This is a genomic window from Chitinophaga sancti (assembly GCF_034424315.1).
GTDB classification, from domain to species: domain Bacteria; phylum Bacteroidota; class Bacteroidia; order Chitinophagales; family Chitinophagaceae; genus Chitinophaga; species Chitinophaga sancti.
Genome location: NZ_CP139972.1, coordinates 6,396,429 through 6,416,729, shown reverse-complemented (window position 1 = coordinate 6,416,729; position 20,301 = coordinate 6,396,429). Strand labels below are relative to the sequence as shown.

General features: G+C 47.3%; 17 protein-coding genes. 2 read left to right on the top strand and 15 right to left on the bottom strand.

What is annotated here, in order from left to right:
• Nucleotides 1-7 precede the first annotated feature (7 nt).
• The gene (locus tag U0033_RS25130) at nucleotides 8-1,564 is read left to right on the top strand and encodes an FMN-binding glutamate synthase family protein (protein WP_072360403.1); all 1,557 of its coding nucleotides are present in this window, start codon (nucleotides 8-10) and stop codon (nucleotides 1,562-1,564) included.
• A gap of 186 nt (nucleotides 1,565-1,750) precedes the next feature.
• Here U0033_RS25130 and U0033_RS25125 read toward each other — a convergent pair whose 3' ends face one another.
• The 14 genes from U0033_RS25125 to U0033_RS25060 all read right to left on the bottom strand — a co-directional run bounded on the left by U0033_RS25125 (nucleotide 1,751) and on the right by U0033_RS25060 (nucleotide 16,597).
• Nucleotides 1,751-3,202 carry an alpha-L-fucosidase gene (locus U0033_RS25125; protein ID WP_072360401.1) on the bottom strand — a complete coding sequence of 484 codons (1,452 nt, stop codon included), beginning with the start codon at nucleotides 3,200-3,202 and terminating at the stop codon, nucleotides 1,751-1,753.
• Between the two features lie 63 nt (nucleotides 3,203-3,265).
• Nucleotides 3,266-3,991, bottom strand: a complete 726-nt coding sequence (pgl, locus tag U0033_RS25120) for a 6-phosphogluconolactonase (RefSeq protein ID WP_072360399.1) — start codon at nucleotides 3,989-3,991, stop codon at nucleotides 3,266-3,268.
• An 8-nt stretch (nucleotides 3,992-3,999) separates the two neighbouring features.
• Entirely contained in the window at nucleotides 4,000-5,505 is a 1,506-nt protein-coding gene (gene zwf / locus U0033_RS25115; RefSeq protein ID WP_072360397.1) for a glucose-6-phosphate dehydrogenase, read from the bottom strand.
• Between the two features lie 66 nt (nucleotides 5,506-5,571).
• Nucleotides 5,572-6,972: an NADP-dependent phosphogluconate dehydrogenase gene (gene gndA / locus U0033_RS25110; protein WP_072360395.1), complete on the bottom strand. Its 1,401-nt coding sequence runs from the start codon at nucleotides 6,970-6,972 to the stop codon at nucleotides 5,572-5,574.
• A gap of 128 nt (nucleotides 6,973-7,100) precedes the next feature.
• Nucleotides 7,101-7,802 (bottom strand): urease accessory protein UreH domain-containing protein, encoded by a 702-nt coding sequence (locus U0033_RS25105; protein ID WP_072360393.1) that lies wholly within the window; start codon nucleotides 7,800-7,802, stop codon nucleotides 7,101-7,103.
• 12 nt (nucleotides 7,803-7,814) lie between these two features.
• Nucleotides 7,815-8,597, bottom strand: coding sequence for an urease accessory protein UreD (locus U0033_RS25100; RefSeq protein WP_072360391.1), 783 nt, complete (start codon nucleotides 8,595-8,597; stop codon nucleotides 7,815-7,817).
• Nucleotides 8,597-9,211, bottom strand: coding sequence for an urease accessory protein UreG (gene ureG / locus U0033_RS25095; protein WP_072360388.1), 615 nt, complete (start codon nucleotides 9,209-9,211; stop codon nucleotides 8,597-8,599). Before ureG ends, U0033_RS25100 begins: the two co-directional genes overlap by 1 nt.
• Complete coding sequence (locus tag U0033_RS25090; RefSeq protein WP_072360386.1) at nucleotides 9,212-9,883, bottom strand: urease accessory protein UreF; 672 nt, start codon at nucleotides 9,881-9,883, stop codon at nucleotides 9,212-9,214.
• A gap of 65 nt (nucleotides 9,884-9,948) precedes the next feature.
• Entirely contained in the window at nucleotides 9,949-10,455 is a 507-nt protein-coding gene (gene ureE, locus U0033_RS25085; RefSeq protein WP_083571513.1) for an urease accessory protein UreE, read from the bottom strand.
• The gene (gene ureC, locus U0033_RS25080; RefSeq protein ID WP_072360384.1) at nucleotides 10,456-12,171 is read right to left on the bottom strand and encodes an urease subunit alpha; all 1,716 of its coding nucleotides are present in this window, start codon (nucleotides 12,169-12,171) and stop codon (nucleotides 10,456-10,458) included.
• Nucleotides 12,168-12,542, bottom strand: coding sequence for an urease subunit beta (ureB, locus tag U0033_RS25075; RefSeq protein ID WP_072360382.1), 375 nt, complete (start codon nucleotides 12,540-12,542; stop codon nucleotides 12,168-12,170). The genes ureC and ureB overlap by 4 nt, the downstream gene beginning before the upstream one ends.
• A 16-nt stretch (nucleotides 12,543-12,558) precedes the next feature.
• Nucleotides 12,559-12,861 (bottom strand): urease subunit gamma, encoded by a 303-nt coding sequence (ureA, locus tag U0033_RS25070; protein WP_072360380.1) that lies wholly within the window; start codon nucleotides 12,859-12,861, stop codon nucleotides 12,559-12,561.
• A gap of 83 nt (nucleotides 12,862-12,944) precedes the next feature.
• Nucleotides 12,945-15,521, bottom strand: coding sequence for a phosphoenolpyruvate carboxylase (locus U0033_RS25065; RefSeq protein ID WP_072360378.1), 2,577 nt, complete (start codon nucleotides 15,519-15,521; stop codon nucleotides 12,945-12,947).
• Between the two features lie 236 nt (nucleotides 15,522-15,757).
• A complete protein-coding gene (locus U0033_RS25060) occupies nucleotides 15,758-16,597 on the bottom strand; it encodes an energy transducer TonB (protein ID WP_072360376.1) in 840 nt (279 codons plus the stop codon).
• 532 nt (nucleotides 16,598-17,129) lie between these two features.
• Between U0033_RS25060 and U0033_RS25055 the strand changes: the two genes are divergently transcribed.
• A complete protein-coding gene (locus U0033_RS25055) occupies nucleotides 17,130-19,139 on the top strand; it encodes a TonB-dependent receptor (RefSeq protein WP_072360374.1) in 2,010 nt (669 codons plus the stop codon).
• Between the two features lie 71 nt (nucleotides 19,140-19,210).
• Here U0033_RS25055 and U0033_RS25050 read toward each other — a convergent pair whose 3' ends face one another.
• Nucleotides 19,211-20,275, bottom strand: coding sequence for a UDP-glucose--hexose-1-phosphate uridylyltransferase (locus U0033_RS25050; protein WP_072360372.1), 1,065 nt, complete (start codon nucleotides 20,273-20,275; stop codon nucleotides 19,211-19,213).
• Between the last annotated feature and the right edge of the window lie 26 nt (nucleotides 20,276-20,301).

Genomic DNA, 20,301 nt, shown 5'->3' with positions numbered 1-20,301 from the left:
CAGGTTTATGAAAGGATTTTTTGCTTTTACGCTAGGCAGTCTCACGCTTATATGCTGCGGAGGCTATTTCTTTCCCTCGGTACTGTGGTTACTGGTAGTAATTATCCCACTTATTATCCTCGGATTTGTTGACATTCTCCAGAAGAAACATGCCATTATGCGGAATTACCCGATTGTGGGTAGAATGCGCTACCTGATGGAAGATATACGTCCAAAAATCTATCAATACTTTGTAGAAAGTGACATCGATGGCAGCCCTGTAAACAGGGTAGACCGCTCTACTATTTATCAGCGTGCAAAACGGGAACTTAACTCACAACCATTTGGTACTCAGTTCAACGTATACGCCGAAGGTTATGAATGGATGGCCCATTCCATACAGCCACGCTCATTCGACACCATGAACAAGGATCCCCGTGTAACCATCGGCGGCACTGAATGCCAGCAGCCCTACTCCGCCAGCATTCTCAACGTGTCTGCCATGAGTTACGGTTCCCTGAGCGCCAATGCGGTAGAAGCACTGAACGGTGGCGCCAGAATTGGCAACTTTGCCCACAACACCGGCGAAGGCGGTATCAGTGAACACCACCTGAACCAGGGAGGTGACATCATCTGGCAGATTGGTACCGGTTATTTCGGCTGCCGCAATGAACAGGGTAATTTCGACGAACAACTATTTGCGCAGCATAGTGCAAAACCACAGATCCGCATGATAGAACTGAAGGTGTCTCAGGGTGCAAAACCAGGCCATGGCGGTATCCTGCCAGCATCTAAGAACACGCCCGAAATAGCCGCTATCCGTCATGTAAAACCACATACTACCGTGGCCTCCCCCCCTTACCATACCGCCTTCAATACGCCGCGCCAGATGATGGAATTCATCAGCCATATGCGGATCCTGGCAAAAGGTAAACCCGTAGGTTTTAAACTCTGTATCGGCCAGAAATCCGAGTTCCATGCCATCTGTAAAGCTATGCTGGAAACTGGCTGCTACCCTGACTTTATTACCGTAGATGGTGGTGAAGGCGGTACCGGTGCTGCGCCTCCTGAATTCAGTAACTCTGTAGGTATGCCACTGATGGATGCACTCGCATTTGTACACGATACCCTGAGAGGATATAATATCCGCCATAAAGTAAAAGTGATTGCCTCCGGTAAGATCCTGACAGGTTTCCACATTCTCCGCGCCCTGGCATTGGGTGCCGATGCGTGTAACAGTGCAAGAGCAATGATGATGGCAATAGGTTGTATCCAGGCGCTGATCTGTAATACCAACCGTTGTCCCACAGGCGTAGCCACCCAGGATAAATGGTTGCAGGCAGGCCTGGTAGTAGATGATAAAAAACACAGGGTAGCAAACTATCACCAGGATACAGTTGAAAGTGCGATAGAACTCGCTGCTGCTGCAGGATTGGAAACACCACATCATATCACCCGGAGCCACCTTTCCAGGAGAGTATTTATGAACCAGGTGAAGACTTTCGAAGATATCTATCCCAGCACAGAAATAGGGGCATTACTGAATACAGAAACAATGCAAAAAATAAGTATCGATAACTGGTAAATTCTCAAAACAAAGGGGATATATCATAAGTAAAAATGCCCCCCTGGGAATCGCTTAAAAATTTTTCTCTCCATCAGGAACCCGAATAAAAACCTTCATGAAGGAGGGAATTCACCAACGGGAATGAAACCCATTTTCAGAAAAAAAGGGGCTGTTCCGAAGTTCTGACAGCCCCTTTTTTTGAGTCTATTTTATCTGGATGGTAAACATCTTTGTTGGTAAATCATCTGGTTTCAATGATGATAAATCAATTACAAAATCTTTCCCCACCTGTTTTCCCGCAATCTTCTTATTACATCCCAAGATACTCAGCTCCGCTTTCTTCGAAGGCATATAATTCTTAATCTTCACCTGCGGTACATACCCCGGTAAAATGGTATACAATGTAGTGCCTTTCTGCGTAAAGAACATCTCCACATGTGCACGATCCTTCGCGGGTTTTATCAGGTTAGAGATACTGTAATCTGACATGAAATTAGACTCCTTCATCTCCGGGATCTTTCCCTCACTCCATTGCCTTGTTTCTTTCCAGGTTTTCGTATCAAAGATCGCTGCTCCGTTTACATCCAGCCATGCTCCTATATCAACCAATCTTTGCTGCATGATCACGGGAATACGGCCATCAGCAGTGGGCCCTATATCCAGCAGCAGGTTACCACCTCTTGATACAATATCTACCAGCATCAGGGCCAGGTCTGCACTCTTCTTATAGTCATCCACATTCTCCATGCGGTTATATCCATAAGACTGGCCAATACCCTGATTTTCTTCCCAGATCACACCCGGCTGCATACCACTGCCATATTCAGAAGTCAGGTAAGTAGCGCCATTGTGTTTCCCACGTGTATTACTACCCCAGCGGTCATCTACCACGACTTCATCTTTCACCGGGGATTCGTTGTACAACCAGGCCAGCAGCGATGTACTATGCCATGCCGTATCAGACAATTCCCACTCCCCATCAGAGAAGATTACAGAAGGTTTATACTTCGTTACCAGGTCCTTGAACTGAGGTATCATTACCTGGTTAATATATTGTTGTTTATCCTTTTTCCAGATGGGATTAAACCATTCGTACAGAGAGTAATAATATCCCATTTTCAGGCCGGCCTTGCGCACTGAATTTGTCAGGTCACCCAGCAGGTCTCTTTTAGGAGTTCCCTGCACCGCATTCCAGGTACGGCCCCAGCTCTCACTCGCCTGTGAATTATCCCACAAGGTATAGCCTTCATGGTGCTTGGAAGTAAGCACGACATATTTCGCACCTGAGCGACGGAAGATATCCGCCCACTGGTCAGGGTTAAACATAGAAGCGGTAAACTGCTTTTCCAGGTCCTGGTAAGGCACATCTTTGCCATAGTTCCTGTCATGAAAAGCGCGGGTGGCATCATGCGGGCCATCCGTACGCCCATCCAGCTGATACCAGTACCATTCTGAATAACCACCCGGACCTACCGGTGCATAAGAAGGTACGGCGTAAACACCCCAGTGTATGAAGATGCCGAATTTAGACTGGTTAAACCAGGCTGGAATACCCCGGGTCTCCAGCGATGCCCAGTCGGCAGTATATTTCTTTTGTCCTATAACGGTGGAAGCGCCGAACAATATGGCGAACAGGTAAATAAGTGATGGTTTCATACTCAACAAAATAAAAAAAGCCGGTCACTTTCGCAACCGGCTTCTATTTAAAAAGAGATCATTTTACATTTCCAGCGCACTTGCCGCAGCCTCGTCCACAAACCAATGTAACTCACCATCCTGCGGCCTGATTAACTGAGAAGGGAATTTCTCCGCATCAAAAGTACCTTCAATCACATTCTTCAGGGTTATAGCCTTACCGCTGCCAGTTGCCATAAATACCACACAAGCCGCCTGGTTCACCACAGGTGCCGTCAGCGTAATGCGGTACATATCCTGGGCCTGCAGCCAGAAAGCACTTACCCATGCCTTTTTCTCCTGCACGATTGGCAGACCGGGGAAGAGTGATAGTGTATGCCCATCATCGCCCATACCCAGCAATACCAGGTCGAAGGTCGTGTCTGAATCCTTAAAATATTCCAGCAGAATTTCTTCATACGCTGCCGCAGATTCTTCCGGCTTGATGTTGGTGCGCATTACATGAATATTTTCCTTTGGTACATTCACTACTTCCAGCAGCGTTTCGAATGCCATCCGTGCATTGTTACGATCATCTTCAAATGGTACAGCTCTCTCATCACCCCAGAAGAAATGAATCCTTTCCCATGGAATCATCTTGCTGTAAGGCTCCTTAGCCAGTAAGTGATACAGCGACTTAGGTGTACTGCCGCCGGATAGTACAAATGTAAAAATGTCCTGGTCCTGCAATACTTCCTGGATATAGTTGCTGATCCATGCAGCCAGGTTTTCGCTCAGTTCCTGGGTATTCTTGGCTATATGTAATTCCATGTCAGATATTATTTAGGCAGATTGATCCATGCATGTCCATCTCTGGCGATCATTGCATCAGCATCTTCAGGCCCCCATGAATCCGGCGCATAGTTCGGGAAGTCTACCGGTGTACGGCTTTCCCATGTTTCCAGGATTGGCATGATCAGTTTCCAGGCAGCTTCTACCTGGTCTGCACGCATGAACAGGGTAGCATCTCCTTCCATTACATCCAGCAGCAGTGTTTCGTATGCTTCCGGTGCATGGTCATCACCATACTGGTGATCGAAGTTGAATACCATGTCTACTGGTTCCAGCGTCATAGACTGACCCGGGCGTTTAGCCTGGAAACGGATACGGATATCCATTTCAGGAGTGATGCTGATCGTCAGGCGGTTCGGCCTCCAGGTCTCTGCTGATTCTGTTGGGAATGCAAAGTGAGGAGCCGGACGGAACTGAAGGGTGATGTTAGTTGCTTTCTGGTGCAGGTGCTTACCGGTACGTACATAGAAAGGTACGCCCTGCCAGCGCCAGTTGTCAACATGGAATTTCACAGCAGCATAGGTTTCTGTAGCAGATTCCTTTGCCACACCTTTCTCATCACGGTAGCCAGGCACTTCCTTGCCCTTGATCCAGCCACTGGAATACTGGCCACGTACCGCGTTCTCATGCACCTCACCTTTGGTGAACGGACGCATAGCATTCAGTACGTCTACCTTCTTGTTACGCACCTCATTCGCATCGAATGATACCGGTGCTTCCATAGCGACCATACAAAGTACCTGCAGGATGTGGTTCTGCACCATGTCACGCAGGGCACCTGACTTTTCATAATATTGTGCACGATCTTCCAGACCTACTGTTTCAGAAGCAGTGATCTGTACATGATCGATATAGTTACGGTTCCAAACCGGTTCAAACAGGGCATTGGCAAAACGCAGCGCCAGGATGTTCTGAACGGTTTCCTTACCCAGGTAGTGGTCGATGCGGTAAATCTGTTCTTCTGAGAACAAACGACCCAGCAGCGCATTCAGGTCATGAGCACTCTGCAGGTCATGGCCAAATGGCTTTTCGATCACAATACGGGTACAATTCTTATCTGTACAGAGGTTCAGTGCCCCTAATTTCTGCGCGATAGATGGCACTAGCTGGGGTGCTACTGCCAGATAGAAAATAACGTTTGGATGCTCACCCCATTCATTTTCTTTTTCCTTCACATAGTCGGTAATCTTGCTGTAAGCAGCCTGGTTGTCCGCATCCATCTGCAGGTAGCTTACATTCCCGGAGAATGCTTCCCAGTGACCATTCTGCTCATCCTTACGACGGGAAAATTTGTTGATACCATCCAGGAGATGGGTACGATAGTCTTCATTGCTGTACTGGCTACGTCCGATACCTGCGATAGCAAATTTTTCCGGCATGTAATCGTCCAGAAAAAGATTATATAAAGCCGGCGAAAGTTTTCTGTAATTCAGGTCGCCGCTACCTCCAAAAATAAACAGGATGGAGGCCGCAGGGCGTTTGTGGTTTTGCATAAAATTATGTTTTTAAGCAGTGCTGCCTGACGAGGTTGTGCGCAATCCCGGTCAGGCCGCAACTATTTATTCTCCCCACACGGTATGGAAGGTACCGGGTTGGTCTATACGCTGATAGGTATGTGCTCCAAAGTAATCACGCTGTGCCTGTACCAGGTTGGTAGGCATACGCGCTGTACGATAGGCATCGAAGTAAGACAGTGCAGACATAATACCTGCTGCTGCTACCCCTGACTGCGCAGCACTTGCTACTACAGCACGGGTATTACCAACTACCTGCTTCACGATAGCTGCAATCTCTTCACTCAATAAGATGTTTGGCAAGGTCGGGTTAGCCACATATGCGCGTGTAAATACTTCCAGGAGAGTAGAACGGATTATACAACCGCCTCTCCATACTTTCACTACTTCCGGCAATGGAATTTCCATTTCCAGTTCTTTGGAAGCCTGTGTCAGCATAGCCAGACCCTGTGCATAACTCAGGAGGATCCCAAAGCTCAGTGCATCGTGAATCTGCTCTACGCTCAATGCTGGTGCTGATTCGGAAGAGCTGTAAATCTTCGCAGCTTCCACACGCTCGTCCTTGTAGCCAGACACTGTACGCATAGCTACTGCTGTATCAATCACTGGTACGGCTACAGGCAGTTCCATCGCATCCTGTGAAGTCCACTTACCAGTTCCTTTGGAACCAGCTTTGTCAGAAATTACATCTACGAGGTGTGCACTGGTCTTATCATCTTTCTGCAGGAAGATGTCCGCAGTGATTTCGATAAGGAATGATTGCAGATCGCCGTCATTCCATTTTTTGAATGTTTCGTGCAATTGCTCATTGCTCAGGCCTTCCTTCTTCAGCAGGGCATAAGTTTCGCTGATCAGCTGCATGATGGAATATTCAATACCATTATGTACCATTTTTACATAATGGCCGGCTCCTTCCTTACCCAGGTAAGCTACACAAGGAGTACCGTTTACCTTGGCAGATACTGCTTCCAGCATAGGTCTTACCTTTTCGTATGCTTCCTTGTCGCCACCCGGCATGATGCTCGGACCCGTACGGGCACCCTTTTCACCACCGGATACGCCGATACCCATAAAATGAAGCCCCTTCTCACGCAGATATTTCACCCTGCGCAGGGTATCAGTATAATGAGAGTTACCGCCATCGATCACCACATCCCCCTTATCTAACAGCGGGATCAGTGATTCAATCACATCATCTACCGGTTTCCCTGCGGGAACCAGCATCATCAGTTTGCGCGGACGCTCCAGCAATTGTACCATGGTTGCCAGTTCAGCCACTCCCTTCACGGTAGTGCCAGCTGTAGCAGCCGATTCCAGTGCTCCGGTCTTGGTTGAATCCTTGTCGAAACCAATAACGGAAAAGCCATGATCAGCCATGTTCAGCAACAGGTTTCTTCCCATTACGCCAAGACCAATCATGCCAAAATCGAAAACGCTTTGTGCCATAAATTATCGTGTAAAAGCCAAAAGATGAGTAAAATTACGAATTATCAATTATGAATGGTACATAATCAATGTGCGCATCGGGAAAACATTCAATTCACCCGATGATATGTACCAGTAAAATTCTTTAGCTACCAACCCAGCCACACCATGCCTAACCCACAAATAAAAATGGTGAATCCTCCCAATGCATGCACATATCGCTCCAACCTGCTGGTAGTCAGTAGCGAAAAGCCATAATACCCCAGCAGCACCATCGCCACCATTGTCAATAAAGTAAAGAGCGTAAATACCACGATGAGCAATACCATGGCGTAAGTAGAATGTTGCGCGGCCGGATATGTCAGTAAGGGTATCAACGGTTCACATGGACCAAGACCAAAGATAATAAGCATAATCCAGGGTGTCACCTTCCTCCGATCCTGCGGATACACGATTTGTTCATGTTTATGCTCATATACATATATGTCTCCGTTGTCGTATACATCAAAATGCTTGTGCACCCTGTTTTGCCAGGCACGCTTCAATCCCCAGATTGTATACAACACACCAAATGTCAGCAATGCCCATCCCGCAATACCACCCCGCAGGTTTTCCAGGCCACTGATCTTTGATAAAGACCAGCCCAGCGCAATACCCAGCAATCCCAGCAACACAGAACTACCCACATGCGCCACCCCGCAAAGCAGTGTCCATACCAGCGTTTTGCCTATTGACCAGTTTCTCACCCTGCTCAGGGCAATGAACGGAATGTAATGATCCGGTCCTGTCACCGTATGCAGCGTACTGATAGTCAACGCCGTGATAATGAGCAACTGTAGCTCCATATTCATACCATGATCATTTTAAAGTCTTCTTTCTTCACCAGCTAACAATGCTATCTTTTTAAATAGCTGGTAAAGCTGCTCCCCTCCCTGCCCTAAAACCCTTACCAGCAAAGCTCCCGCAGCCGTTCTCGATACACCACCCCTGACGCCCGCCTCTGCGGACAAAAGGTCATATACGGTTGCTGCCATCTCCTCCATATCTGCTGACAAATCCTGCCAATACAATGAGGCCTGGTGCGTATATCCCTCCCACTGCCCCATCTCCCCCGCCGGGATCTGTGCCGGCTCCAGCAAAGTCACATCCTTGAATACCAGCCTGCCCTCATACCGGACCTCTGTGGTACTCTGAAAATGACGACAACGAAATATCTCCCCACTCAGTTTCCTACCACAGGTGATGATCTCCCCCCACAGCAAACGACTATCCTTCTCCATCCGGATCTTATTCACAGCGGTGAATACCGCATTTTCATGCGGCACACTGGGATGTGGTAAATAAAAAAAACTACTGCCAGCACCTACTTGCACCGAAAACGACTGCTTTGCACCAGATTTCATCTGGAAGATGCGCTGATAAGATTGAGTGTACAAATGCAGACTGGTGCCGGCAGCCACATTCACTTTCATATCATATTCATCACCATCCAGGATGCCGGGCGAAGCACTCATCAGGGTCAGATGTAATGCCGGCGCATGTTGCCCGCTGATATCCGCCACCTTGAAAGGGCGGGTAAAATAGCAGTGTTGCAGGTATGTACTGCTATTCCGTGCTGCAGTATTTATTTGTAACTCACTATACATTATGATTCCAGTAGCGCGTACTTTTTGATCCAGTCAATAACCTGTTCCAATCCCTGTAAAGACATCAGGTTGGTGAATATAAATGGCCGGTCTCCCCGCATTTTCAAAGCATCTCTTTCCATCACTTCCAGGCTCGCATTTACATAGGGAGCCAGGTCAATTTTGTTGATCACTAACAAGTCAGAACGGGTAATACCCGGCCCGCCCTTACGGGGAATCTTATCTCCTTCTGCCACATCAATCACGAAGATGGTCACATCTGCCAGGTCAGGACTAAAAGTAGCAGAGAGGTTATCTCCCCCACTCTCAATAAAGATGATCTCCACATCCGGAAAACGGGATACCATCTCATCTACCGCCTCCAGGTTCATACTGGCATCCTCACGGATAGCTGTATGCGGACAACCACCTGTTTCCACACCGATGATGCGTGCCGCAGGCAACAGGCTATTTTTCATGAGGAATTCCGCATCCTCTTTTGTATAAATATCATTCGTGATCACCGCCAGGCTATATGTCTCGTGCAGCTGACGGGATAAGCGTTCTATCAAAGCAGTTTTACCCGCACCAACCGGTCCGGCTACCCCAATTTTTATATATTTTCTGTTCTCCATTTACGACATGTATAACCTTGAATATAATTTTTCGTGCTGCATACAACTAATATCAAATGCAGGGCTGCAGCGGCCTGCCAGCTCACGTGGAATCAATTGCGTCTTAGCTGCCCATGAAGATAATAAGGGTAATAAACTATATAATATTTCCTGCCCCTGCTGTTGACCCAATGGTACCAGTTTCACACAATTCGTGACCATCCCCGTAGCTGCATTGTAATAGAATGCAACCATCGCTTCTTCCAATGGAATACCCAGCAGGTAAGCATATACGCCAAATACTAAACAATAATGACCCGTTGTTTGTGAAGCATATTCTTTTGCAAATGCATGCTTAGTCAATGGCATCATCAACTTCAGCAAACGCAAGCCCAGTTTCTGACTGGCCTGTCGCATTTCCATGGATGATTTCAATGCAGTACATTCCTCATCCAGTTCCAGCAACAAAGACAAATCTCCTGCCGCAGCAGCCATATAGCCCTGCCATGCAAAGAAACCATCATTGTAAATAAAATTATATTCCAGCATATTGCGGATGTAAGTACCCGCGCTTGTTGCATCGTGTACGATCCCCTGCTGCACATAGGTTTCCAGCCCATTGGAATGAGAGTAAGCACCTACCGGTAGTGCCGGATCGGACAGGTGCAACAGGTATGGCAACCAGTTTTGCATAACTAAGACTTGGTAGTAAGAATCTTTTTCTTAGAACTAAATAATAATTCAACCTGTAACAGGACCTATGATTTAGTAGTCAGCTGCAGTATTTTACTGAACAGTGTAGTGCCTGATCCATGTTCATGTGGCAGCACATTACTGCGCAGCATATTTGTCAATACCCGCTGTTCCTGCCTGGGCGCATATCCTTTAGCTTCCAGCCAGCGAAATAAGGGATCTTCGTAAGGCACCAATACTTCTTCATTTACAATAAACAAAGGCAGGTGCTTGTTGCCTATCTCGTAACAGATCGTCGCCATATCCAGCATACTAAGCGGTTTGAGCACAATTGCAGCAGCGGGCAATATACTTACGGCAATGAGGGTATGATCATCCTTCCATAGAATATCTCCATCCTGCAAAACGGGTAATTCTTTCACCACCTTCCAGCCTATTTCACGCCCATCACGGGTATGACGACGCATGATCTTTTTGCCTGTCTCAAACCATTCCAGCTGCAAGAGATCCAGGACCCGTGCGCCAGGGTCAAAAGATTGCACATTCCCCTGTATCGAATTAATCAGGATCATTTAGAATAGAAAATAACGTTGAGCTAATGGCAGTACAGTAGCGGGCTCGCAGGTGACTACTTTCCCATCTACCGATACTTCGTATGTTTCAGGATTTACTTTGATATCCGGCGTACTGTTATTGTGGATCAGGTCTTTCTTGCCAATATTCCGGCAGTTCTTTACCGGCAATACAATCTTCTGCAGACCATAAGTAGCGGCAATGTTATTATTCACAGCAGCCTGCGAAACAAAGGTCACACAGGTATGGTGCAATGCTTTAGAAAAGGCCCCGAACATCTCCCGGTAGATCACCGGCTGTGGAGTAGGAATAGATGCATTCGGATCTCCCATCCTGCTGCAAATGATCATACCACCTTTGATGATCATCTCCGGCTTAGCGCCGAACAACGCGGGTTTCCACAGCACAATATCCGCCAGTTTGCCAGCCTCCAGTGATCCTACATGTTCCGAAATACCATGGGTGATAGCAGGATTGATTGTATACTTGGCAACATACCTCTTTGCCCTGAAATTGTCGTTCTCCTTATCTTCAGGCAGGTAGCCCCTTTGTTTTTTCATCTTATCCGCTGTCTGCCAGGTACGGATGATCACCTCACCCACACGGCCCATGGCCTGCGAGTCAGAACTCATCATACTGAATACACCCAGGTCATGCAGAATATCTTCCGCAGCAATCGTCTCCGGGCGAATACGGCTATCAGCAAATGACACGTCCTCCGGCACACTTTTATCCAGGTGATGACATACCATGAGCATATCCAGGTGCTCATCGATAGTATTCACGGTATAGGGCCTGGTCGGATTGGTAGACGATGGCAGGATATTCGGGTACATCGCCGCCTTGATAATATCCGGTGCGTGCCCGCCACCAGCTCCTTCCGTGTGATAGGTATGGATCACACGGCCATCGATCGCCTGAATGGTATCTTCCAGGAACCCGGATTCATTCAGTGTATCTGTATGGATGGCCACCTGTACATCGTATTGATCTGCCACTTTCAGGGAGGCATCTATCACTGCAGGTGTGGCCCCCCAGTCTTCATGGATCTTCAGGCCCAGTGCACCTGCTTCCAGCTGTTCTTTCAGGGGCTCTACAGTGGCACAGTTCCCCTTGCCCAGGAAACCAAGGTTCATCGGGAAAGCATCTGCCGCTTCCAGCATCTTGCGAATAAACCAGGCACCGGGTGTCACTGTCGTTGCATTCGTACCATCAGCAGGGCCGGTTCCCCCACCAATCATGGTTGTAATGCCGCTATGCAGGGCATGGGTGATCTGCTGTGGGCTGATGAAGTGAATATGCGTATCAATGCCCCCGGCAGTGGCGATCAAGCCCGCCCCACCATGCACTTCTGTACTGGCGCCGATAACCATGTCAGGATCTACTCCATCCATGGTATCGGGATTGCCGGCTTTCCCTATTTTCACAATGCGGCCATCTTTGATGCCGATATCTGCTTTTACAATGCCCCAGTGATCAATGATCATCACACTGGTGATCACCATATCCAGCACCCCTTCATTGCGGGTAGCTGTGGAGGATTGCGCCATTCCGTCGCGGATGGTTTTACCCCCGCCGAATTTGGCTTCATCTCCGTATACAGTAAAGTCTTTTTCTATTTCAATGATGATATCAGTATCTCCCAGTCTCACCTGGTCGCCGGTGGTAGGGCCATACATGGCAGCGTAGCGCGTTCTGTTGATCCGGAGGCTCATGAGGGATTATTTTTAAAGTGGCCGTCATTAATTTTCTTCATGGCTTGTGTCTCCGAGATGGCGGTAGTCGTTGTACCATTCACCAGGTTGTTCATGCCATAAGCATTCCTGGCACCGCCCAGGTTCACAAGTTCCACCGTCTTTTCTTCGCCGGGTTCAAAGCGTACGGCAGTACCTGCCATAATGTTCACGCGCTTGCCAAAAGCGGCTTTGCGGTCAAAGGAAAGCATGCGGTTGACCTCGAAAAAATGCGTGTGAGATCCGATTTGTACAGGTCTGTCGCCGGTGTTCACCACGGTGATGGTGGCAGTATCACGGCCTTCATTGGCGTTGATATGACCGGGCTTAATAAAGTATTCTCCGGGAATCATAACATAGATTTTGGTATTATCTGATGGGGTGGTGTACAGTCACCAGCTTGGTGCCATCTGGAAAAGTAGCTTCAATCTGGATCTCGTCTATCATTTCCGGCACTCCTTCCATTACGTCTTCGCGGGTGAGGATGGTAGCACCATACTGCATGAGCTGCGCCACGGATTGCCCGTCTCTCGCACCTTCCTGCAGACGGCTGCTGATCAGCGCAATGGCTTCAGGATAGTTCAGTTTTACCCCTCTGGCCTTGCGCTTTTCGGCCAGTTCACCAGCCAAAAAGAGCAACAATTTTTCCTGTTCCCGGGCTGTTAAATGCATACGATGTTAGATTTTGGGTTATGGGGTAAATTACAAAAAAAGCCGGATGATCAATCCGGCTTTCTAACTTATTAAAATTAATTCTATGCAGAGTTTCTGCCCGCATTGATGATCCCGAACGAACATCTCACGACTAATTTCTCGAAGATTTCTTTCAATCCATCCCCGTTTCCAGCTTCATTCATCTCACGAATGCGGGTTAATGCATACTGCTGGATTGTGAGTAAAGGCAGTACGATACGCTCACGCATCTGTATAGACAATTGGTCTGTCGGGTAATGAGACATCAGGTCGGAGTGTCCTGTCAGTTTCAGCAGGTAAGTACGGGTACGCTGGAATTCATCGTGGATGATGGTCCAGATTTCGCCGAACTGCGGGTGGTTCTTATAGGCGGCGGTGAGCGGGAAATAACACTTCTTCATCGCCATCTCACAGTTGTCCAGCAGGGTACGGAAGAACAGGGAGTTCTTGTACAGATCCTGCAGTTGTTCCCATTTACCATCTTTTTCCATCTTCTCCAGGCCATAACCTACGCCATAGAATCCCGGAACGTTCTGTTTGATCTGGCTCCATGCACCTACATAAGGTACGGCCCTCAGGTCATTCAGGTTCAGCTTGCCCGCTCCATTCCTTTTGGAAGGACGGCTGCCAATATTCGTCTCGGCATAGTAGCGCAGCGGACTGGCGTAGTTCAGGTAATCCAGGAAGTCAGGATGCACTTTCAGTTCACTGAAAGAGTCAAAACCTGCATCTGCCAGCTCCTGCAATAACGCTTCCTGCTCATCAGTCAGCGTCTTTTCACGGCTGGAAAACAGTTCGTTAGCAATACCCGCATGCACCAACTGTTCGATATTAAACTGTGCAGAATCCACTGTTCCGAAATTGGAACTAATGGTCTGACCCTGAATCGTTAACTGAATTTCCTTGTTCGCAATGTTGCGGCCCATAGATGCATAGAACTGATGGGTTTTTCCACCACCTCTTGCTGGAGGACCGCCACGACCGTCGAAGAAGACTACATTGATGTCATATTCTTTAGAGATCGCACTTAATTCTTCCTTCGCCTTGTAAATGCACCAGTTAGCCATCAGGTAACCACCATCCTTGGTACCGTCGGAAAATCCGAGCATGATGGTCTGCTTATTATAGCGCTGTCTCAGGTGCTTCCTGTACTCTTCGTTCGCATACAGGGAACGCATTACCTCACCGGCATGGCGTAAGTCCTCGATGGTTTCGAAGAGCGGAACGATATCTACGCTCAGGTCTTCGTTCTTCCAGCCGCTGAGCAGGAACAGGCCATATACTTCCATTACATCCAATGCACTGGTAGTATGACTGATGATATAACGGTGACAACCAAACTCTCCGTTTGCAGTCTGGATAGTTTTGATCGCTTTGATGGTTGCCAGGGTATCCTGTTGCAGCCCTTCTTCTACGATAGCAGGATCAGCTGCTTTCTTTACTTTCAGCAGCGCGCTGATTTTTTCTTCATCACCCAGGTCTGCGTAGTTATCCGGCAAAAGCTCAGATCCCGCTGCTATCTTAGCCAGGAGTGGTCCGTGTACGGAGCTGTCCTGACGAACGTCCAGGGTGGCAAAGAACAATCCGAACAGCTCAACCCTTGTAATGAGGTCATCGAGCAGGCCGAGGAACAGGGCGTTATTGTCCTCGATGAGGATGATACGCACCCTGTACAGGGTATCGAGAATATCCTGGCGGCTCAGGTTTGTTTTATGCCCCGGGATAAAGAGATTGCTATATAATTGTTGCTCCAGTGCAGCCAGCTCATTTTCGATGCCTTTGAAAGTCAGGCGGCGCTTGAGACGGCGTACATCCAGGTAATAACATTTTATAATACCACCGCGCAGTGCATCCGCCACACGCAGGGTAATGTCTGCATTTACAAATGGATTACCATCACGGTCACCACCAGGCCAGAAGCCCATGCGGATCACCGGGTTATTACCATTGATAGCTGCGGGGAAATGAGATTTAAGACGGGATACGATCTTACCGGCAGCGGTATAGAACGTATTTTCAAGGAACCAGACCAGGCTGATAGCCTCGTCATATGGTGTAGGCTTCTCCTTCTTGAAGAAAGGAGTCTTACCCAACTGCTTAAGGTACGAATCCACCTGAGCAGTATTATCATTGATCAAAGCCCTTGACAGGTCGTTGATAATACTTAATACATTACCTGGATAGAATTGTGTGGGATGGGCTGTCAGTACAAGACGTACCGAGAAGTCCTGCAACTTCGCTGCCAGTTGATCCTGTTTTTGCTCGGCCATCACCTCAGATTCGAGGTGACTGAGCGAACCCGTTCCATTCATGTCATGAATATGACGGAATGCTGCATCTTCCAGTGCATCGAACAATACGACCTGACGTTCTGCATACTGCACAAACCGGAACAGCATATCAATTTGTTGCTGTTCTGTTGCATTCGTATACTGCTCGAAAAAAGATGTGAGAATTTCCTGCGGGCTTTTCTCCTTACCGTATCCTTCTTCACAGTGAATCAGGAATAAAGAGAGAAATACCCCGGTCTTCTCCACCTTATGGAAAGGTAGCGCAGTAAAAAGGCTGTTGTATAACTGGAACTTGGTGCCAACCAAATTCTTAAACAACTGTAGAGTGTTATTTACCGGTGCTTCCATAACTGATTTTACTAATTTTAAATGACCCTTAGCTAACCGGGAGATAAAAGTAGTATAAAATAGTTACAAAGTTTAATAGAAAAACTCGCGAAAAAATATGCCACGGCATATAGCCGTGGCACGCAAAGGATTCCCCCCTCGTTGCAATTGAGCAAACGTTAATTGAACAATAGGTTCAGGTAAAAAGTAATTAGTATCTCAAAAAATGATCATGCTTTGGGGCCGGGCACTGAAGATTAATTTTGCAGGGTATATCTGATAGGGAGGTTATACTGCACACTTACTTTTTGATTGTTTTGTTTGCCAGGTTTCCACTTAGGCATTTTCTTTACCACGCGGATGGATTCCTCTTCAAGACCACCTCCTTTGGTAGCACCAATTGTTTTTACATCATTGATGTTGCCTTCCTTGTCTACTACAAACTGTACGAATACGGTTCCCTGTATTTCATTTTCCTGTGCCACATGCGGATATTTCACGTTATCACGAAGAAATTTAAGCAGCGCGTCTTCACCACCGGGAAAGGTAGGCATCATTTCAACAAAGCAAAGTATTGTTTCCCTTTCTACCACAGGTGCTTCCACGACATTATTACCAGGACCATCACCTCCTAATAATGAAGGGATATCACGACCATTGATATCATCTCCCTGAATGTTAGCGACACCAACAGATTTGTTGCCAATACTATCAAGTCTCACAACTTCATCTTCAGCGCGCACCAGGTCATCACGCGTAATAATAGGTGGGGTAATCTTCACGGATGAAACGGCCGGCGGTGGTGGTGTAGGAGGAGCAGGAGGAGGAGGAATAACCTTGTCGTCCGGAGTATGCAAATTCGTTAATATAGTTTCTTTAACCATAGGTTCATTTCGTATATGCATTGACGCTGCAAAAAGCTTATCACTCAATACATATCCACCTACTATTACCAAAGCGATAGAAACTGTGCCTATCAAGGCTCTGCGAACACGCCTGTCCTCACTTCTGCGGAGTTCATATGCACCGTATTCTTTGTTACGGCCCTCGAAGAGAATGTCGAGGAAGTCTGCATTGTAAATGTTTGTTGTATTCATGTGTTGAACATTTACAATAGAGATGCCGGGTTAAAACAATTCCATATGTTATCAGGAAAATTTTTTTAGCTTTTAAATAATCCATTCCAGATCGATATCCGGATCGGGACACCTATTTTGCTAAAGGAAGTATTCACTATCTTATAAAAAGTAATTTTGTTCAGATGTTGTATCAGTGCAGGATGCTAATATGCCAGCGGCGCGGGGGGATACGTTACATTATAATTTACCACCAATAAATCTGCAACATACCTTGCCCCGCAAACCTGTCCGGCATTTCTTTTTCTATTTACAGCTTATAGCAAACAAAATTCCTGCGATTTGTATCGGTTTCTATTAGTCCACCGATTCTGTAGACAAATATACGCTAACCTGTTTTACATTTCCAAATATGTGCAGGTATTTTTTAAAAAAATCTATCATTACCGGGCAGAAGATTCGGATAGTTTTTGAAAAATAAAAAAAATCAAACCGGTACACGGCTCATTGGCCACAGTTTTGCTACCAATTCTAGAATAACTAGATTTGGTTCATGACACGCCTTATTCTGCCTTGCTTAACCTGCCTCTTGTCGCTGTCTGCATATGCACAAAAACCCGCAGACACTACACTACTTCCTGAAGTTCAGGTCATGGCCTATCCGGGCAAAAAATACTCATTTCTACAGGTGCCATCCAGCAGCGCAGTCATCACAGAAAAACAGCTATCATTACAACAGGGCACCACGCTCATTCCCACGCTGAACAACGTTCCGGGAGTACGAATGGAGGAGCGTAGCCCCGGTAGTTATCGTTTATCCCTGAGAGGCAGTTTATTACGCTCTCCCTTCGGGATCAGGAATGTAAAAGTCTATATAGACGAAATCCCTTTTACCGATGCAGGTGGCAATACCTACCTGAACCTCTCCGATGCCGGCGCCTTCACAGGCATTGAAGTATTGAAAGGTCCTGATGGCAGCCAGTTCGGGGCTAACTCAGGGGGCGTGCTACTCCTCCACCCTGCCGGCACGCAACCAGATACCGCCCGTCTGAAAGCAGATATACAGGCTGGCAGTTATGGCCTTTTCCATGAAGAAGGCGGCTGGCAAAAACAATGGAACAAATACAAGCTCAATATATACGAAGGCATACAGCGCACCGACGGATATCGCCAGAATAGCGCCTTAAAAAGATATTATGTACAAACTGCCCAGCAATGGCAATATAACCCGCATAACAACCTTAAACTGATTGCATTCTATAGTGATATGGATTATCGCACCCCCGGAGGCCTTAACGCCGCCCAGGCAAGTGCTGATCCCCATGCCGCACGACCCGCTACTGCTACCCTGCCCGGGGCTATTGAACAACATGCAGGTATCCGCAACAAAACAGCTTTAGGTGGCCTGGTACACACGGCACAGTTATCCACACACTGGAAACATGTACTCAGCATCTATGGGATCAATACCCATTTCGAAAACCCCTTTATTACCAACTTCGAAGCCAGAGACGAAAATACTGCCGGCGCACGTACTTACATCGCCCTGCAGGATCAGCCCATCAATGGCACCAATATCCACCTGGACTGGACCGCCGGAGTGGAATGGTCACAAACCGGTTCGGACATTGTAAACTATGGCAATAACAAAGGCAAAAGAGATACCGTGCAGGCAGCCAGCAATATCACTGCCAGCCAGCATTTCTTTTTCACCAGCCTCTCCCTGCGCCCCGGTTCACAATGGATCGTAGAAGCCGCACTGAGTGCGAACTATTTTAAATACCGCTTTGAACAGGGAAAGAAGCAATTCGATCCTCAACTGATGCCCCGCATCTCTTTATCTTACTTAATCCTCCCTCAATGGTCTGTACGTGCCTCCCTAAGCAAAGGATACTCCCCTCCTTCTATTGCAGAGGTACGGCCGACTGATAATGTCATCAATACCACTTTACAGGCTGAAACAGGCTGGAATTACGAAGCCGGCTTCCGCCTGCAGGGGCTTCGTCATCAATACCAGCTGGATGCGGCGGTTTTCTATTATAAGCTGCAGGATGCAATTGTTCGTCAACTACACGATGACGGTACTGAATACTTTATCAATGCAGGTGGTACAACACAAAAAGGAATTGAACTGCAAGGCATGACATGGTTGACAAAGTGGTTACAGCTCAATGCCAGCTATGCTTACAGTCATTTCATATTCAGTGACTACAACGTAGCCGGCAAGAACCTTTCAGGCAATGCCCTCACCGGTGTTCCCCGTCATGCAGCCAATGCCGGATTGCTGGCCAACCTGCCGGCACATCTCTCCGTATATGCACAATACGCATTCACAGACAAACTGCCTCTGGATGATGCAAATACTGCGTACGCAAAACAATATCATTTATTGCAAGGGAAAGTAAGCTGGCAGCTGATGAAGCATATTACCCTCTATGCAGGTGCAGATAATATCCTGAACCGGTTCTATAGCCTGGGCAATGACCTGAATGCCGTCGGCAACCGATACTTCAATCCTGCTACCCTGCGCAACTACTATGGGGGTGTAAGGGTAAGGATCTAACAAACGAAAGGGGCCGCCTAAAGGCCGCCCCTACACACATTGGATCAAAAAAAACAAAAAAAACATATAGTTTAAACGAGTTGCCTGCTTTTATAATGGACTGCAGACAAAGTCCTTAGCCTTTCAGCCGCAAATTCTGGCGTAATATCCCTTTGTGGATTTGCCAGCATCTCGTACCCTACCATGAATTTCTTCACTGTCGCGGAGCGCAGTAATGGCGGATAAAAATGCATATGCCAATGCCATTCAGGATGTTCACTACCATCATTCACCGGTGCCTGGTGCATACCGGCTGAATACGGGAAAGAAGTTTCAAATAAGTTATCGTAACGGATGGTCAGTTGTTTCAAAATATCTGCCAGTCCTGTCTTTTCTTCTTCATTGAATTGCGTTACAGACTGTACATGACGACGGCTGATGATCATTGCTTCGTATGGCCATACTGCCCAGAAAGGCACCAGTGCCACGAAGTGTGCATTTTCAGCAATGATCCTTACCTGTTCTTTTACCTCTTTATCAAGGTAGGCAGACAGCAGGCTTTTGCCATGTTTGTCAAAATACAGTTTCTGCTGGCGGGTTTCTTTTTCCAGCTCCATCGGTACATTCTCTGATGCCCAGATCTGTCCGTGTGGATGTGGATTACTACAACCCATAATATCTCCTTTGTTTTCGAAGATCTGGATGTATTTAATGTAGTCTACTGCTTTTAGCGCTTCGTATTCTTTCGCCCACAGGTCTACCACCTGGCGGATAGCAGGAACTTCCATTTCAGGAAGTGTGAGGTCATGCCTTGGGCTGAAACAGATCACACGGCAAAGGCCACGCTGTGATTGTGCAACCAGCAGACCATCTTCATCCACATCGCCGGATGGCGTGTTGGACAATAATGCGGAGAAGTCGTTTGTAAAGGCGATTGGCCCTGTATACGCTTCATTTTTGCTGCCGTCAGCACGTGTATTGGTTGGACACAGGTAACAGTCTTCTACATAAGAAGGACGTTGTACCTGCGCAGGCGCTTCTACTTTTCCCTGCCATGGTCTTTTGGAACGGTGAGGAGAAACGAGTACCCATTCGCCGGTCAGGATATTCAGTCGGGTATGGGGATGGGAAGTCAGATCAAAGGTATTTTCAGACATTGCTCTTAGTGATTTCACTTGACAAG

Excerpts from the sequence above, each read along its gene's own strand:
- U0033_RS25130 (WP_072360403.1), top strand. The coding sequence starts at position 8 with ATGAAAGGATTTTTTGCTTTTACGCTAGGCAGTCTCACGCTTATATGC.
- U0033_RS25125 (WP_072360401.1), bottom strand. The coding sequence starts at position 3,202 with ATGAAACCATCACTTATTTACCTGTTCGCCATATTGTTCGGCGCTTCC.
- pgl (WP_072360399.1), bottom strand. The coding sequence starts at position 3,991 with ATGGAATTACATATAGCCAAGAATACCCAGGAACTGAGCGAAAACCTG.
- zwf (WP_072360397.1), bottom strand. The coding sequence starts at position 5,505 with ATGCAAAACCACAAACGCCCTGCGGCCTCCATCCTGTTTATTTTTGGA.
- gndA (WP_072360395.1), bottom strand. The coding sequence starts at position 6,972 with ATGGCACAAAGCGTTTTCGATTTTGGCATGATTGGTCTTGGCGTAATG.
- U0033_RS25105 (WP_072360393.1), bottom strand. The coding sequence starts at position 7,802 with ATGAATATGGAGCTACAGTTGCTCATTATCACGGCGTTGACTATCAGT.
- U0033_RS25100 (WP_072360391.1), bottom strand. The coding sequence starts at position 8,597 with ATGTATAGTGAGTTACAAATAAATACTGCAGCACGGAATAGCAGTACA.
- ureG (WP_072360388.1), bottom strand. The coding sequence starts at position 9,211 with ATGGAGAACAGAAAATATATAAAAATTGGGGTAGCCGGACCGGTTGGT.
- U0033_RS25090 (WP_072360386.1), bottom strand. The coding sequence starts at position 9,883 with ATGCAAAACTGGTTGCCATACCTGTTGCACCTGTCCGATCCGGCACTA.
- ureE (WP_083571513.1), bottom strand. The coding sequence starts at position 10,455 with ATGATCCTGATTAATTCGATACAGGGGAATGTGCAATCTTTTGACCCT.
- ureC (WP_072360384.1), bottom strand. The coding sequence starts at position 12,171 with ATGAGCCTCCGGATCAACAGAACGCGCTACGCTGCCATGTATGGCCCT.
- ureB (WP_072360382.1), bottom strand. The coding sequence starts at position 12,542 with ATGATTCCCGGAGAATACTTTATTAAGCCCGGTCATATCAACGCCAAT.
- ureA (WP_072360380.1), bottom strand. The coding sequence starts at position 12,861 with ATGCATTTAACAGCCCGGGAACAGGAAAAATTGTTGCTCTTTTTGGCT.
- U0033_RS25065 (WP_072360378.1), bottom strand. The coding sequence starts at position 15,521 with ATGGAAGCACCGGTAAATAACACTCTACAGTTGTTTAAGAATTTGGTT.
- U0033_RS25060 (WP_072360376.1), bottom strand. The coding sequence starts at position 16,597 with ATGAATACAACAAACATTTACAATGCAGACTTCCTCGACATTCTCTTC.
- U0033_RS25055 (WP_072360374.1), top strand. The coding sequence starts at position 17,130 with ATGACACGCCTTATTCTGCCTTGCTTAACCTGCCTCTTGTCGCTGTCT.
- U0033_RS25050 (WP_072360372.1), bottom strand. The coding sequence starts at position 20,275 with ATGTCTGAAAATACCTTTGATCTGACTTCCCATCCCCATACCCGACTG.